Below are 14,386 nucleotides of genomic sequence, written 5' to 3'. Positions count from 1 at the left end.
ATCCCCCAACCTCACGGAGATTGCCATGTCACTTTGCCCGCAACTGCCCCATCGCCTGGCCGCATTGGGTGTCGCCACCGCCGCATTGTTTGCGGTGACGGGGGCATCTGCCCAGACGGCGGTCAGCGTGGTTCCGGCCTCCAGCCTGGACAGCGTGCAAAAAGCCGGCGTGCTGCGCATCTGCACGCCGGGCGACTACAAACCCTTCAGCTTCCAGAAGCCCGACGGCACGTTTGAAGGTATCGACGTGGACCTGATGGCTTCGCTCACGGCCAGCCTGGGCGTCAAGCCCGAGTGGGTCAAGACCAGCTGGTCCAATTTGATGCCCGACATGGTAGGCGGCAAATGCGACATGGCTGTTGGCGGCATCTCGGTGACTACCGAGCGGCAAAAGCGCGCCTTCTTCAGCACGCCCTACATGGTCAACGGCAAGACGCCAATTGCGCGCTGCGCCGACGTGGCCAGGTACCAAAGCGTGGCCGACATCGACAAGCCCACCACGCGGGTGATCTTCAATCCGGGCGGCAGCAATGAGCGTTTTGCCCGCGCCAACTTCAAGCAGGCGCAGATGCGGCTCAACCCCGAGAACTTGACGATCTTTGACGAAATCCTGGCCAACCGCGCCGATGTCTTCGTCACCGAATCGGCCGAGGCGATCACCCAGCAGAGGCTGAAGCCGGGCCTGTGCGCGATCAACCCCGACAAGCCGCTGCAGTACGGCGAAATGGCTTACCTGCTGCCACGCGGTGACGTGACGTTCAAGGCCTACGTGGACCAGTGGCTGCACCTGGCCAAAGCCAGCGGTGACTACCAGCGCGTGGAGAGCCAATGGCTGAAGTAGAGAGCAACACGGACAGCAACACGCCACCCCCGGCGGTCTACGGCCAGTCTGACCGCCCGCCGCGGGGCGACTACGCACGTGGCGGCCAGGTCAATGCGGACTACACCTGCCCGCAAAACTACGCGGCCTACACCGCAGAAGATCACGAGACTTACCGGCGCCTTTACGCGCGGCAGTCGGCATTGCTGCCTGGCCGGGCCTGCAGCGCCTTTATCAAGGCCCTGCCCAGCCTGGGCGCAAGTGATGCCATCCCGCGTTTTGAAGACGTGAACGAGCGGCTCTTCAAGGCCACCGGCTGGCAGCTGGTGGGCGTGCCGGGGCTGATCCCCGAGGTGCCGTTTTTCACGCTGCTGGCCAATCGCAAGTTTCCGGTGACGGACTGGATACGCACGCCGGCGGAGTTCGACTACATCGTCGAGCCTGACATCTTTCATGATTTGTTCGGCCACGTGCCGCTGCTGTTCGACCCGAGCTACGCCGACCACATCCAGGCCTACGGCAAGGGCGCGTTGAAAGCACATACGCTGGAGCATGGCGCGCAGCCGATTCCCGGCGCGGTCGAGATGCTGTCGCGCCTGTACTGGTACACCATCGAGTTTGGCCTGATGCGCGACAAAGAAGGCAACGATGAAGTCCGCGCATACGGCGCCGGCATTTTGAGCAGCCCCGGCGAACTGGCCTGGAGCGTGGAATCTGCAGAGCCCAGGCGCATTTCACTGCGGGACAATGCCGACCTGCTGCGCTGTATGTCGTCGACCTACAAGATCGACAGCTTCCAGCAGCAGTATTTTGTGATCGACAGTTTTGATGCGCTGCTACGGCTGACGGAGCCGGATTTCACGCCGTTTTACAAGACGCTGGCGCAACATGCAGCACAGCAAAAGGCCCTTAGCCCTGCTTGAGCTGGCACGGTACTATCCGCACCTCTCTCTGAGTAAGCCGCCTGACACAATCCCTGATCACCTGATCAAAAATGATCACTGGTGGTTTCCATGATGTGCGGCTACCGAGAAAATCAGACCTGACCGGCATGAGCGCGCAGCGGCAGCTTGCATCCTGTCGTGTCGCTGCGAGGCGTTTTCGCACGCGAAGGACCAACAATGCCGCGCCGCCTTGCGGCATCCGTCCTGCCGGCCCTTAATCGCACAACGCGAGGTTTATGTGAACTATTGATTGATGCTCACTCCTCTGAATGAGCGACAATTCAACACTGATACAACACTGCGAGGCAACAGAGGTGCCCGTAGCACATCAGGTGTTTATTACACGCACTTCCTCCTACAAAATGAGGAGGTAAAAAATTGTTACACCGCTTACGATGCACTCCCTGATGGAATTACCAGCACACATGAACCGAAGCACGAAGGTGCTGCTGGTTATGGATGTGGTGGAGTCCGTCAGAATCATGGAGCAGGATCAAGATGGTTTTGTGCGGCGGTGGCAAGAACTGGTACAGCAGATTGAGCAGCAGATTCTGCCGCTGCATGGCGGGCGCATCGTCAAAAGCCTGGGGGACGGTTTAATGCTGGAATTTGCCGGCGCCCAAGGGTCTGTCAAAGCAGCCTTCGCTATTCAGCACTTCTGCCAAGGGGCCAATGCGGCCTTCCGCCCAGAGCAACAGATGCATCTGCGCATGGGCGGCCATTTGGCGAGCTTTGTGACCGACCAGCATGACATTTACGGCACAGACGTGAATTTGACAGCGCGCGTCTGTACGTTGGCGGGTCCCGGTGAGATAGTCGTGACGTCCGATCTGCGTGATCAAGTCTCGTCCGTGCTGGACGCAGATGTTGAAGACTTGGGCGAATGCCACCTCAAACACGTCAAAGAGCCGATCAGGGCGTACCGGATCGGGCCGCCAGGCAATGCACCGGTAATATCATCTGGTACCGCAGTCCAGTTGAATTTGCGACCAACTATCGCGGTGATCCCCTTCGCGATGCGCAGCAGCGAACCGGGACATGAACTTCTTGGCGAGGCCTTGGCCGACGAAGTGATTGCCGCTTTGTCCCGCACCTCCGAACTTCATGTGATCTCGCGTCTTTCGACCACTGTGTTCCGGGAACGTCCGGAGGCAATGGAAGACATACGGACCCACTTGGGCGCTACGTATATCTTGTCTGGCACGTGCCGCAGCGCCGGAACACAGCTGGCGTTGTTCGTTGAATTGATCGAAGCAAAGACAGGCCACATTCTCTGGGCGGACAGTCTGAAGGGTCAAGTACACGGCTTATTTGCGGCAGACGATGAACTGATCGCACGACTGGTTTCTGCCATTAGCTCGTCAGTCATGTCTCAACAACTTGAGAAGGCACGAAGGCAATCTTTACCCAATCTTGAAGGATATACGCTGTTACTCGGTGCTGTCGCACTCATGCACAGAAACTCCCCCTCAGATTTCGAGCGAGCCCGGCAGATGCTGGAGCATCTGATTGACCGTAGCCGTCGGCATCCAATGCCGCACGCGTGGTTAGCCAAGTGGCATGTACTTCGCGTGCAACAGGGGTGGTCCACAGACTCTGCCAAAGAGGCTCAACTCGCGTTGGATTGCACCAAGCAGGCAATGGATAGTGAGCCGGATTGTGCTTTCGCCCTCACCGTAGAAGGATTCATATACACGAACCTTCTACGACAGCTAGACGCAGGCTCCCAACGCTACGAACAGGCGCTTGGCATCAATCCTAATGATTCGCTAGCGTGGCTGCTCAAAGGGACGATGCACGCGTTTAAAGGAGAAGGAGATATGGCCGTAGTGGGGACCGAAAGAGCCCTAAAGCTTTCACCGCTTGATCCACTTCGGTATTTTTACTTCTCCCTGGCGGCCACCGCCGCCAATTCAGCGGGTCAGTACGCCAAGGCTCTAGAGCTAATCACTCTATCGCTTCGAGCCAACCGCACGCATACGTCCAGCCTGCGAACCTTGGCAGTTGCCCAAGTGAACTTAGGGCAGCTTGACCAAGCAGAAAAGACCGTGGCCGAGCTGCTGAGATTAGAACCAGCTTTAACAGTGCGCAGCTATTTAGCACGCAGCCCAAGCAGTCAGTATGAGATAGGGAAAACTTGGTCCGCAGCCCTTCAAAAAGCTGGCCTGCCATATTAACAACACTACTTCAGGGAGTTTTTTATGAGTATTTTTAGTTTGCTTGGCGGTACCGGCGGCACAGGTGGTACTGGCGGAACCGGAGGCACAGGCGGCACAGGTGGTACTGGCGGGACCGGAGGTACGGGCGGGACCGGTGGTACGGGTGGCACGGGCTCCAACCCCCTGCTTTCGGACGCCCTCATCAGGAGTCGGGCAGCACTGGTCGGCCCATTCAAGGGTGCCGTATTCCCGATTGACCTTCCAGTGCCGCTGGACAAACCAGAGCGCCTCGTCCAGTGGGATGTGATGCCCAGATTGCAGGTTTGCGGCTTGGAACTGTTGTCGGGTTTGCACTTTCAGGTCAATCAGTCTGCAAAAGAAATCGCCGTCGAATTTGTAGACCTGACGAAAAAGCCGCTATCCAACATGAAGCTTGCCACCTTCGTCAGGCCCGACGTGGCAGTCTTCCGGCAACAACTTCAATTGGTTGAAAATTACGCCCAACTGCGGGAGGACAGAGGGGTGGAAATTCTGGCGCAAATGTCCAGCTTAACTCCCTTCTGGGGCTCAGTCGTAGGACTAACCGATCACCGGCACAAATGGACGATGGAGCTCGTGACGCTAATGCTTGCCTTGGCAATTGACGTAGAAATGCGCCTCAAGCATGCTTTCGCTTGTCCACGCCCTATTGAGCTTTCGCCACAAATACAACCCATGATTCCTACGCCTGGGCACGCTAGTTGGCCAAGCGGGCATGCGACTGAAGCCTTCCTAATTATCACGGTGTTACTCACGCTACTGCCGTCAGGCCACAAATACAAAGAACAATTGGAACGGCTCGCAGCCCGTATAGCGGTCAACCGAACAGTGGCAGGCGTTCACTATCCCGTAGACAGCGCCGCTGGCCGTTTGCTCGGAACTGCTCTCGCAGAATTTTTTATCGCACGTTGCCAAGGCGCCAAAAGTTCGGCTGTATGGGGCTTCGATGGACGGAAATTCCAGGGGAAAAAGGGCGAGCCCGTCGACTTTGACATGCGCGTCTCCATGACAGACAACCTCAGTGGCTACTATCGATACAAGACCACCAGGCAAGCGATACAAAAATCACCAATACTTGCTTTTATGTGGGCCAAAGCTGCAGCCGAATGGCTGCCTCTCAAATAGGTCGGCCATGAACTGGAGCAAATTGCCCAAGGGCGAATTTACCGGCATTGACTGGGCGTTGCCCAATGCCACCAATGGTTTTGACCCTTACCTGGTTTGGGCCGAAACCGATAGCTTTGCCGGCTATGGCGATACACAGCCCAAGTGGTTGCCCATTGCTATTGAGCTGACGCGGGGTACCACGGTGTCCCAGCTTATTGCCGCTGCCTCCCCCAAGTGGCTCCATGTGCCACCTGTGTATGTCGGCACGGTCGCGCCGGCTGGCCTGAGGTTTTGCACCGCGCGGGTCAGGCCTGCGTTTTTCAAGGCAATTCAGCCGGGTGGCAGCCTTCACCCGCTGGTCCTAAGGCTTGAGCTGGGGCTGCCTGCAGCTGAATACGCTGACGATTCGGCGGGGAGCTCGCACACCAATCCACCTCCACATTCGCGCGGCGCGGCGTACCAAGCTGAAGCCAGTGCTGAGCGCCTGCTTTCGGGCAAGGTGTTCGGACTGATTGACGATAGCCTGGCATTGGCTCAGGCGAATTTTCTCCATCAGGGCAAGGCCCGTACCCGCTACTTCTGGCGGCAAGACGCACGGGGCAAAGGCCGCACACCCACCGGGTTGGGCTATGGGCACGAACTAACCGCCGCCGACATCAATGCAGCCATGCAGGCCAATGTCTATAACGGCTTGGTGGATGAAAGCGCGGTGTATGTCGCACTGGGGCTTTCTACCCTGGGCCAGAAACAGCCCAAGACCGAGCGCTTTTTTCACGCGCTGGACACGTCGATCAGTCACGGCTCACATGTCATGGATCTGGCAGTGGGGCCGCGCAAGCTGCTGGCCCAGGTGGCCAACTTGCCGCCTGCGTATGACGCGCCGCCTAGCTGGGCGCTGGCCAACGACGATGCCAGCCGCGCGCCGCTGGTTGCAGTGCAACTCGACTACGACACCGTGCAAGACACCTCGGGCGGCTCAATGAATGTGCATGTGCTGGACGGGTTTATGTACATCCTCTCTCGCTGCACCCCCACGGCCAAGGTGACGGTGAACGTGAGTTTTGGCACGCTGGCCGGGCCGCATGACGGCACGTCGCTGCTTGAGGCAGCCATGGACCAGCTGATCACCCTCCTTCATGGCCGCCTGCAGATTGTTCTGGCTGCTGGCAATAGCTACCAACTGCGCATGCATGCCAATACAACGCTGGCGAAAAACAAGTCCGCCACGCTGCATTGGTGCGCACTGCCCGACGATACAACGCAAAGCTTTGTGGAGCTCTGGATTGAAGAGAACCGCGAAGGCCTGGAGATTGAAATTACGCCGCCAGGGCAAGCTGCCTTGCCGGCATTGAAGTTTGGCCAGTCCCGAATGTGGGCCAACAGCGACAAGCAGCCCCTTTGCGCGCTGATTTATCCAAAGACGGTGGCCACTGGCCGGCGTGGCACCTGCGCCCTGCTGGCGGTGTCACCCACCTTCAGCTTCGAGAAGAAAGACGTCACCGCGCCCAGCGGAGTATGGCAAATCAAGCTGACGAACACCGCCACAAAATCGGTCACGGTGGATGCCTACGTGGAGCGAGACGATGTGGTCATCGGCACCCATACCGGAGCGCGCCAATCGTACTTTGAGGACGAGTGGTACGACACCAGCGGCAACCCCGGATCCTTTGTCGATCACCCCAACAATCCAAGCCTGATCCGGCGCAGCGGCAGCTTCAACAGCATTGCCACGGGCAGTAAAACTGTGTCGGTCGGCGGCACACGTATCACGGGGTCGAAGTGGGCGCACTATTCCCCGCAAAAACCAGACCCCGATGCTGCGCGGCCGCAGCGACCCGGCGTCGTCAAAATCCCGGATGCAGCCGCCTCCAGCGACGAAAACCCGGCCATGGTGGGCGTCAGCGCCGCAGGGACGCGTAGCAGTGCCGTGGTGCGCTTGCAGGGTACGAGCGATGCGTCGCCGCAAGAGGCTCGCAGGATTTTTAACGAACTCTAGGCTCTCGGCAAGGACTCACCAACGGCTCGGCAGCTTTTTGAGCAGCGTGATGCGTTTGGTGCCCATTTCGATGTAACCGCCTTTTTCCAGGTCCTTTAAAAGGCGGCTGACCATTTCGCGGGAGGCGCCGACGCGGCTGGCAATCTCCTGATGGGTGATTGATTCAAGAGTGACAGCCTCATTGGTAGGGTCGCGCTCCACCGCATCGCTATGTCCTTCAAGCACGGCAATCAGCCGTCCGTACACATCGAGCAGCGCCATGTTGCGCGCCGCTTCTGTAGCAGCACGCGCCCTGCGAATCACCTGAACCACGAGATTGATGGCAAATCCTGGCTCATCACCCAAGTGTTCGCTCACATCGGTACGACTGAGCACCGCACAGGTGCAAGGCTCAAGGGTAATAACTGAAGCCGAACGGGGTCCGCCGTCCAGCGACATTTCCCCAAAATAGTCGCCCGAATGAATCCTGCCGTAGGTGATTTCCCGGCCGCTTTCGTCCATGGCGAACACCTTGACACTGCCCTTGAGCAGAACAAACAGGTTGTCGCCGATTTCCCCTTCGTTGATGACAACGGCTTTTTTGGGGTAAGTTCGCACCACGCCTCGCAGGGCGAGCGTGCGCAATTCGGGAATCAAATGGGCATACAGCCCCTCATCGGAAGGTGGTGGTGAACTCATGATCACCCGTAATCTAGCACGTCGCCGGGACGTACGGGGCATCTATCAGTGGATTTGTCCGAGTGGCAGGGGGGCAATAGGCGGCAAGATCGCCACGCGATTGACCAGTTCACGAACGCCGCTGGATGCGGTCTTGGCGCAAAGGCTGCGCACATGGCTGCGCACAGTGGAAACCGCAACTTTCATCTGGAGGGCGATTTCCGGCGTGCTCAAGCAGCGGCACAGGAAAACCAGCACCTGCTCCTCCGTATGCGTGAGACCGTGACTGCGGGCAAAGGAGCCAAAAACACCCGACTCGCTCACGCCCACTCGAGACAAAAAGAGGGCAATGCGCTCACAGGGACTGCCCGCATTGCGATGCAGTGGCACCACAGCCAGGGTAAAGTCCACGCCGTCGGCCACCAGCCTGATCAGGCTGCGTTTTCCGGCAACTGCTTTGCCCATGGCAATCTGGAAGGCCTTGGCATCTGCCTGCATGAGGACCTTCAACTCTCCCCTGTCCACCCCCAAAACAACAGAGCGCTCAAGTTCGCGCCGCGCGATTTGATTCGCGTGCAAAATCCGCCCTTGGGCGCTGACAACGAACACCCCGTGCGCCAGCTCATCAACCAGCAGGGCCAGCAGCGCAGGCGTGGAATCAGACTCGGGTTCCAGCAGGGGCGGCAGCGGTCGGACAGCCTCCAACAGGCTGGTATTGGGCATTGCATAGAGTGTCAAGGGCTTGCTCCATCCTACAAATAGATGAGCATAAAAAGCCCAGCTCAATGTAGATAGTGAATATGCCGGGTCTTTTTTGTGAGAAATTCACATCGATAACGCCGATTGCGGACTGGGAAGGCTTAAGGGCTGACGGCAAGCGTCGATTACGCCGGTTCAAGCCGGATCACTGTCCAGCATGGCCAGGGTAGCGTTCATGACGCCCGGCAAAAATGCCATCTGCACATGGGCCGCGCCGCGAACCAGGCGATTGTCGGCGCCAGGCAAGGTGGCCGTGGAGGTCGGAAACACGATGTTGTCGCAGTTGGAGTACCAGCAGGTAAACAGCGTATGCCGATGGGCGGGCATCTCATGGTCCAGCTGGGCCTGCCAGTCGGACAGGAGGCGCATCTGGCGCCCATTGTGGCCATGCCCGAACCGGGCCAGCCAGGTTCCGCGGTGCGGTGTGCCGATGGTGACGACATGATGTACCCGGGCTTCGGCCTTCATACGCTTGAGCCAGGCCCTGGCGGCCAACCCACCCATGCTGTGGCATACCAGCAAGGGGGCAAGGCCTGTGGCTTGGGTGACCCGCACCACTGCGTCGTCAATTTGGGGGGCGTAGCCGTCTATGGAGCCGAACAGGGGTTCGAGATTGACAGCGACAAAGGCGCGTCCACTGCCTCGAACCCGCTTGAGCCAGGGGGTCCACAGGCCACGATTGCAGAAGAACCCATGCACAAACACCACGCCGCGGCGACCTCGGGCTGTCTCGGCCGGCAGGACCCTGTCCGGGACCGCATTGGAGCGAAAGGGCTGGCGCCAGCAGAACACGCGGGGAGCCGTCAATGTCTCACCCAGCCATGCGCGCAGAAGTTCTGTCCAGGTGGGCTGGGGCGCCGGATCTGCCTTGTTGATGTACCGAAGGAGTAAAAACTCAAGCGCGAGGAAACCGGTGTACCCCAGTGCAATCAGCAGGAAGCCGGTGACGGCCAGCGCGGGAGAGCTGCTGCGGAACCAGAACAGCCAGCCGAAAGCCGCGGCGACCAAGGTCAGGGTGATGAATCTTTGCAGTTGAGCCAGCATGAATGGGTCGGCGCGAGATCAAACCCGCAGTATCTCAGGCCAGTGTGACATCCTTGCCCGACAGTTTTTTGGCGAGGCCTTGCGCCAGGCGATTCACGGCGCCGTAGATGGACAGTTGCGGGTTGGCGCCAATGCTGGTGGGGAAAAGCGACCCATCGTGAATCGAAAGATTTTCGAGTTGCCAGTGCACACCGTCGGGCCGGGTAACGCCCTGTCGTTCAGCGCCCGCAAGACTGCAGCCGCCCATGACATGGGCGCTCACAACCCGCGTGAGCATCGGCTTCATGGGCAAGGCACTGACCGCAGTTCGCGCCTCAGCCCAAGAGGTATAAGGCCTGGCCATTTCGTGCAGCGGCAAAACCTGTTTGGCACCCGCTGCAAACTGGATTTCCATCATCGACAGCAGAGCCCTGCGCCCGCCCTCCATGACGTAGTCCGTCAGCGGATAGTCCAGCACGGCGGAGTTGTCGCTGCGCAGCTTCACCTGGCCGCCTGGCGACTCGTCATGAAAGCCGTCACGGAGCAAGGCCAGCAGCGTGTGGTTGTAGGGAAAAGACTTGAGCAGGTCGTGCTGACCCTGGCCGAAGCCAGGGACGGTCGACGCAAAGATGATCGGGTGCAGGGGCGGCGCTTCCAGCTTGTAGCCAATCGGCCCGTCAATCGCCTGGGTTTCCAGGAAATGATCGGAGTAAATGGTTTGCGGCGCACCGTTCCAGGCCTCCACCTTCTGGTCAAACACACTGGACGACATCACGACCGGGTGCAGGAATGTCCGGGCACCCAGCACACTATGCGGATCAGGCGCTCCAGAGCGCAACAGGACAGCCGGCGAGTTGATGGCACCGCCAGCCAGCACATAGTGTTTTGCTCTTATTTTGATAGCTGATTGCGCAAGTTCTGATTGGGCTGAAGCCCCATTTGGCCCTACACCCCGGCATATCAGCGCGGTGACCCGGCCATTGGCCAGCTCAAGGCTTTCTGCGCGGGTTTCAGTGAGCAGTTGCGCTCCACGGTCGAGCGCGGCAGGAATGGTGGTGACCAGCATGGACTGCTTGGCATTGGTGGGGCAACCCAACCCGCACGAGCCCAGGTTCCAGCAACCCTTGACGTTGCGGGAGATGGCCGAAGCGGGAATGCCCAGTTTGGCGGCGCCTCTGCGCAACAGGTCGTTGTTCTCATTCGGCGGGACCAGCCAGGGGGTGATGTTCAGCCGCTGCTCGGCCTGCGCAAAATACGGTGCAAGCGCTCCCACGGTGTAGCCACCCAGGCCAAACCTGTCCTGCCAGAATTGAAGCGTGGAAGCGGGTGTACGGAAAGAGCTGGTCCAGTTCACCGTGGTGGAGCCACCCACGCAGCGCCCCTGCAGGATGTTGATGGCTTTGTCTGCTGTTTTGCGGGCGGCGCTTTCCTGGTAGAGCGAAGGATAGGCCTCTGACTCTTTCTGGTTGAAATCCGAGCTGCTTCTAAGCGGGCCTTCTTCAATGATCACCACCTGCAAGCCGGCCTTGGCCAGCAGCTCGGCCGTGACTCCGGCGCCTGCGCCGCTGCCTATGATGGCGACGTCACAGGTGATTTTTTCAGGCACCGGGCCGAGCGCGCCACCCATGACTTTCCAGCCGCGCGCAATGCCTTCGCGGATCGGGTCTTTCAATTGACTCATGCTGCTTTCGGTGTCTTCAGATTTTGACGGGGCCGGGATAGCCCAACATCGCCCAGCTGGACGGTTCGGAAAAATACGCGCCGGCCGTGATGTCGTGTAGGGCGGCATAAGCCTGCTGGCGCAGCGCGAGGCTTGACAGACGCATATCCTGAAGCGCCTGCTGGATCTCCGCAACAGAGGCTTCGGGCCAAGGCCGGCTCAAGCGGGCCAGCGCGTGCCGACCGGCAGCACTAGCCAGCAACGCCAGCAGTTGTGACAACTCGCCTTGCGCATGAGGCGGAAGGGATTGCACCAGGATATCGACCCGGCTGAGCAAGCCTTGCAGCGCAATCTCGCGCGGGCCGGCGTCTGCGGGCAAAGTGGTATCCAGAACAGCGCGGCCTACAGCGGAAAAGACTTCACGTCCCGAGTGAGTCAAGACCCCACTGGTCAGGCCAGGCTGCAGCAAAGCAGCAGCGCCGCCAGCGACAACCAGCACGGCCGCTGACGCGGCACCGAGCTTGAGAAGCGTTCTTCTTTGCATCCGGGAAGTTTCTCATGCGCATTTAGGTTTCTATAGGGGGCCGTACCTAGATAAACTCCGGGTTTGTATGGACGCATCCGCACAACAAATTCATCACGCACTGCAAACCGTTGCGCAGCTTCGGCAGCAGCACGCGGCAGACCCACCGCTGGCCAGGGCGAGCGCGGAGGTCAAGCGGTTTCAGGCGCGCCGTTTTCAGGCCACTTACTCGGACCTGCTGCACAGCCCGCGCTATAAAACTGCCGCCACCTTCTTCCTGCAGGAGCTGTACAGCGACAAAGACTACGCCGAACGCGACCAGCAGTTTGCGCGTATCGCAAGCACCATCGCCAAACTCTTCCCGCAACCTGTTGTCAGCACGGCTGCCGCGCTGGCGGAAGTGCACGCGTTGACGGAAAAACTCGACGACCTGATGGCGCGGGAATGGCTGGCGGACTCTGCAGCCATCCCGGAAAGCAGCGATTGCGGGAGATACATCCGGTGCTGGCGACGGGTCGGGGATGTAGCCGCACGCACCCGGCAACTTGAAGTTGTCCTGCACCTTGGGGACGAACTCAACCGCCTGACGCGGACATTCGGCCTTCGCACGCTGCTCAAGATGATGAGAGGGCCGGCTGCCGCGGCGGGGTTGAACTCCCTGCAGCACTTTCTGGAAACCGGCTTTGACGCCTTTGCCAACATGCGTGGAGCCGACGAGTTCCTGCGCTTGATCAAGGACCGCGAGACGGCCTGGATTCATACCCTGTTCACTGACGAAGCTGTCACCTGCGAGACCAGATTGGGCCATTTGCTGGCCGCGGGGCCGTAATGTCACGTCGGCATTAGGACAAGCCCCATACGGATTCCACAGCACGGCTTTCACAATGGGCCGCAAGGAGTGTGTATGAACAAGCATTGGCTCAACAGTTATCCCGCAGGCGTTTCACACGAGATCGACACCGAGCAGTTCCGCTCGTTGAATCATCTGCTGGAAGACTCGTTCAAGAAAAACGCGGCCAAACCTTTTTCGGTTTGCATGGATCGCTGGATGACGTACGGACAGCTCGATGAACTGTCGTCGGCTTTAGGCGCCTGGCTGCAAAGCCTGGGTCTTGAGAGCGGGGCGCGGGTTGCGATTATGCTGCCAAATGTTCCGCAGTTTGCAGTCACCATGGCGGCCATCCTGCGGGCAGGCTATACCTGCGTCAACGTCAATCCGCTGTACACCGCCCGTGAACTGGAGCACCAGTTATGCGACTCCGGGGCCACTACCATCGTCATTCTGGAGAACTTCGCTGCGACACTGGCCGAAGTGATTGAGCGCACACCAGTGAAGAACGTCGTCATGGCGTCCATGGGTGATTTGCTGGGCTTCTGGTATGGCCAATGGATCACCTTCGCAGTCCGCCACCTGGCCAAGCTGGTGCCCGCCTACAAATTGCCGCTTGCAAACGGGCGCATCGTGACAGCCTTCAATCGCACGATCGCAGAAGGTAGCCGCCTGCCCCTCAGGCCTGCGCAGACCACACTGGATTCAATCGCCTTTTTGCAATACACCGGCGGGACAACCGGATTGTCAAAAGGCGCCGTGCTCACGCATCGCAATATCGTTGCGGCCATTCTGCAGGCCGAAGAATGGTTCACGCCGGCTCTAGAGCGGATAGGCGATGTCAGCAAGACAAACAATATCGCAGCGTTGCCGCTGTATCACATCTTCGCGTTGACGCTATGCCTGCTTTCGATTCGTTGGGGAGCTCATCTAACACTCATTCCGAATCCGCGTGACTTCGGTAAATTCATCGAGGTGCTCAAGAAGCGTCCGTTTCACATGTTGCCGGCCGTCAACACGCTTTTTAATGCGCTGCTTCAGCACCCTCAGTTCAAGACGGTAGATTTCTCGGCCCTTTGTGTTTCGCAGGCGGGTGGCATGGCCGCGTCCGAAGGTACGGCGAAACACTGGTTGCAGGTCACAGGTTGCCCCATGATTGAAGGCTGGGGCATGAGCGAGACTTGCGCCATCGGCACCAACAATCCGGTGATGAACAAGGAGTTCACCGGCACCATCGGCCTGCCGTTGCCCAGCATCGAAATCGCCATCAAGGATGACGATGGCCTATCGCTCGCACTTGGCGAATCCGGCGAGATCTGTATCAAAGGTCCGCAAGTCATGACGGGCTATTACCAGCAGCCTGAAGAGAACAAAAAGGCGTTCACCTCCGATGGCTTCATGCGCACCGGTGATATTGGCATCATGGACGAGCGCGGCTACACCAAAATCATCGATCGCAAGAAGGACATGATCATCGTTTCGGGATTCAATGTGTTCCCCAATGAACTTGAGAACGTCATTTCCCTGTGCCCAGGCGTTGTTGAGTGCGCAGCCATTGGCATTGCCGACGAAAAACAGGGCGAAGCTATCAAGGTTTTTGTGGTGAAAAATGACCCTACACTGACCGAAGACGATGTGAGCGCCTATTGCAAACAGCACCTTACCGGATACAAACGACCCAAATATATTGAATTTCGCGATGACTTGCCCAAAACCAACGTTGGAAAAATCCTCAGGCGTGAACTGCGAACCGCGACCTGAAGCGCTGCAGGGCTCGGTAGCTTCTGATGGCCAAGCCTGATTTACCCCCGGGAATGCAGGTTTTTGAGCGCGGCTGGCTCTCTGCAAACAATATTCTTTTCACCTCACC

12 protein-coding genes are annotated in these 14,386 nt (G+C 58.9%); 7 read left to right on the top strand and 5 right to left on the bottom strand.

Annotation, left to right across the window (positions count from 1 at the left end):
* Positions 1-25: 25 nt before the first annotated feature.
* From ACXJKE_RS22465 to ACXJKE_RS22445, 5 genes are all read left to right on the top strand, one after another.
* Positions 26-841: a transporter substrate-binding domain-containing protein gene (locus tag ACXJKE_RS22465; protein WP_457282808.1), complete on the top strand. Its 816-nt coding sequence runs from the start codon at positions 26-28 to the stop codon at positions 839-841.
* Positions 829-1,743, top strand: coding sequence for a phenylalanine 4-monooxygenase (gene phhA / locus ACXJKE_RS22460; protein ID WP_457282807.1), 915 nt, complete (start codon positions 829-831; stop codon positions 1,741-1,743). Before ACXJKE_RS22465 ends, phhA begins: the two co-directional genes overlap by 13 nt.
* A gap of 428 nt (positions 1,744-2,171) precedes the next feature.
* On the top strand, positions 2,172-3,941 hold the full coding sequence (locus ACXJKE_RS22455) for a tetratricopeptide repeat protein (RefSeq protein WP_457282806.1): 1,770 nt from the start codon (positions 2,172-2,174) through the stop codon (positions 3,939-3,941).
* A 24-nt stretch (positions 3,942-3,965) separates the two neighbouring features.
* Positions 3,966-5,087, top strand: a complete 1,122-nt coding sequence (locus ACXJKE_RS22450; RefSeq protein WP_457282805.1) for a phosphatase PAP2 family protein — start codon at positions 3,966-3,968, stop codon at positions 5,085-5,087.
* A 7-nt stretch (positions 5,088-5,094) separates the two neighbouring features.
* On the top strand, positions 5,095-7,065 hold the full coding sequence (locus ACXJKE_RS22445) for a hypothetical protein (protein WP_457282804.1): 1,971 nt from the start codon (positions 5,095-5,097) through the stop codon (positions 7,063-7,065).
* Between the two features lie 15 nt (positions 7,066-7,080).
* Here the strand turns inward: ACXJKE_RS22445 and ACXJKE_RS22440 are convergent, their stop codons facing one another.
* The 5 genes from ACXJKE_RS22440 to ACXJKE_RS22420 form a co-directional block, all read right to left on the bottom strand.
* Positions 7,081-7,743, bottom strand: a complete 663-nt coding sequence (locus ACXJKE_RS22440) for a Crp/Fnr family transcriptional regulator (protein ID WP_457282803.1) — start codon at positions 7,741-7,743, stop codon at positions 7,081-7,083.
* Positions 7,744-7,788: 45 nt separating this feature from the next.
* Positions 7,789-8,508, bottom strand: coding sequence for a helix-turn-helix transcriptional regulator (locus ACXJKE_RS22435; RefSeq protein WP_457282802.1), 720 nt, complete (start codon positions 8,506-8,508; stop codon positions 7,789-7,791).
* 108 nt (positions 8,509-8,616) lie between these two features.
* Positions 8,617-9,525: an esterase/lipase family protein gene (locus tag ACXJKE_RS22430; RefSeq protein ID WP_457282801.1), complete on the bottom strand. Its 909-nt coding sequence runs from the start codon at positions 9,523-9,525 to the stop codon at positions 8,617-8,619.
* 34 nt (positions 9,526-9,559) lie between these two features.
* Positions 9,560-11,185 carry a GMC family oxidoreductase N-terminal domain-containing protein gene (locus tag ACXJKE_RS22425; protein WP_457282800.1) on the bottom strand — a complete coding sequence of 542 codons (1,626 nt, stop codon included), beginning with the start codon at positions 11,183-11,185 and terminating at the stop codon, positions 9,560-9,562.
* Between the two features lie 16 nt (positions 11,186-11,201).
* Entirely contained in the window at positions 11,202-11,708 is a 507-nt protein-coding gene (locus ACXJKE_RS22420; RefSeq protein WP_457282799.1) for a hypothetical protein, read from the bottom strand.
* 67 nt (positions 11,709-11,775) lie between these two features.
* Between ACXJKE_RS22420 and ACXJKE_RS22415 the strand changes: the two genes are divergently transcribed.
* Positions 11,776-12,516 (top strand): FFLEELY motif protein, encoded by a 741-nt coding sequence (locus ACXJKE_RS22415; protein ID WP_457282798.1) that lies wholly within the window; start codon positions 11,776-11,778, stop codon positions 12,514-12,516.
* Positions 12,517-12,591: 75 nt separating this feature from the next.
* Entirely contained in the window at positions 12,592-14,277 is a 1,686-nt protein-coding gene (locus ACXJKE_RS22410) for an AMP-binding protein (protein ID WP_457282797.1), read from the top strand.
* The last annotated feature ends 109 nt before the right edge of the window (positions 14,278-14,386 follow it).

The organism is Polaromonas sp. P5_D5, from assembly GCF_054049435.1.
This window is presented reverse-complemented; position numbering and strand designations above follow the sequence as displayed.

Bases quoted from the DNA above. Each gene is read 5' to 3' on its own strand.
- ACXJKE_RS22465 (WP_457282808.1), top strand. From the start codon at position 26: ATGTCACTTTGCCCGCAACTGCCCCATCGCCTGGCCGCATTGGGTGTC.
- phhA (WP_457282807.1), top strand. From the start codon at position 829: ATGGCTGAAGTAGAGAGCAACACGGACAGCAACACGCCACCCCCGGCG.
- ACXJKE_RS22455 (WP_457282806.1), top strand. From the start codon at position 2,172: ATGGAATTACCAGCACACATGAACCGAAGCACGAAGGTGCTGCTGGTT.
- ACXJKE_RS22450 (WP_457282805.1), top strand. From the start codon at position 3,966: ATGAGTATTTTTAGTTTGCTTGGCGGTACCGGCGGCACAGGTGGTACT.
- ACXJKE_RS22445 (WP_457282804.1), top strand. From the start codon at position 5,095: ATGAACTGGAGCAAATTGCCCAAGGGCGAATTTACCGGCATTGACTGG.
- ACXJKE_RS22440 (WP_457282803.1), bottom strand. From the start codon at position 7,743: ATGAGTTCACCACCACCTTCCGATGAGGGGCTGTATGCCCATTTGATT.
- ACXJKE_RS22430 (WP_457282801.1), bottom strand. From the start codon at position 9,525: ATGCTGGCTCAACTGCAAAGATTCATCACCCTGACCTTGGTCGCCGCG.
- ACXJKE_RS22425 (WP_457282800.1), bottom strand. From the start codon at position 11,185: ATGAGTCAATTGAAAGACCCGATCCGCGAAGGCATTGCGCGCGGCTGG.
- ACXJKE_RS22420 (WP_457282799.1), bottom strand. From the start codon at position 11,708: ATGCAAAGAAGAACGCTTCTCAAGCTCGGTGCCGCGTCAGCGGCCGTG.
- ACXJKE_RS22415 (WP_457282798.1), top strand. From the start codon at position 11,776: ATGGACGCATCCGCACAACAAATTCATCACGCACTGCAAACCGTTGCG.
- ACXJKE_RS22410 (WP_457282797.1), top strand. From the start codon at position 12,592: ATGAACAAGCATTGGCTCAACAGTTATCCCGCAGGCGTTTCACACGAG.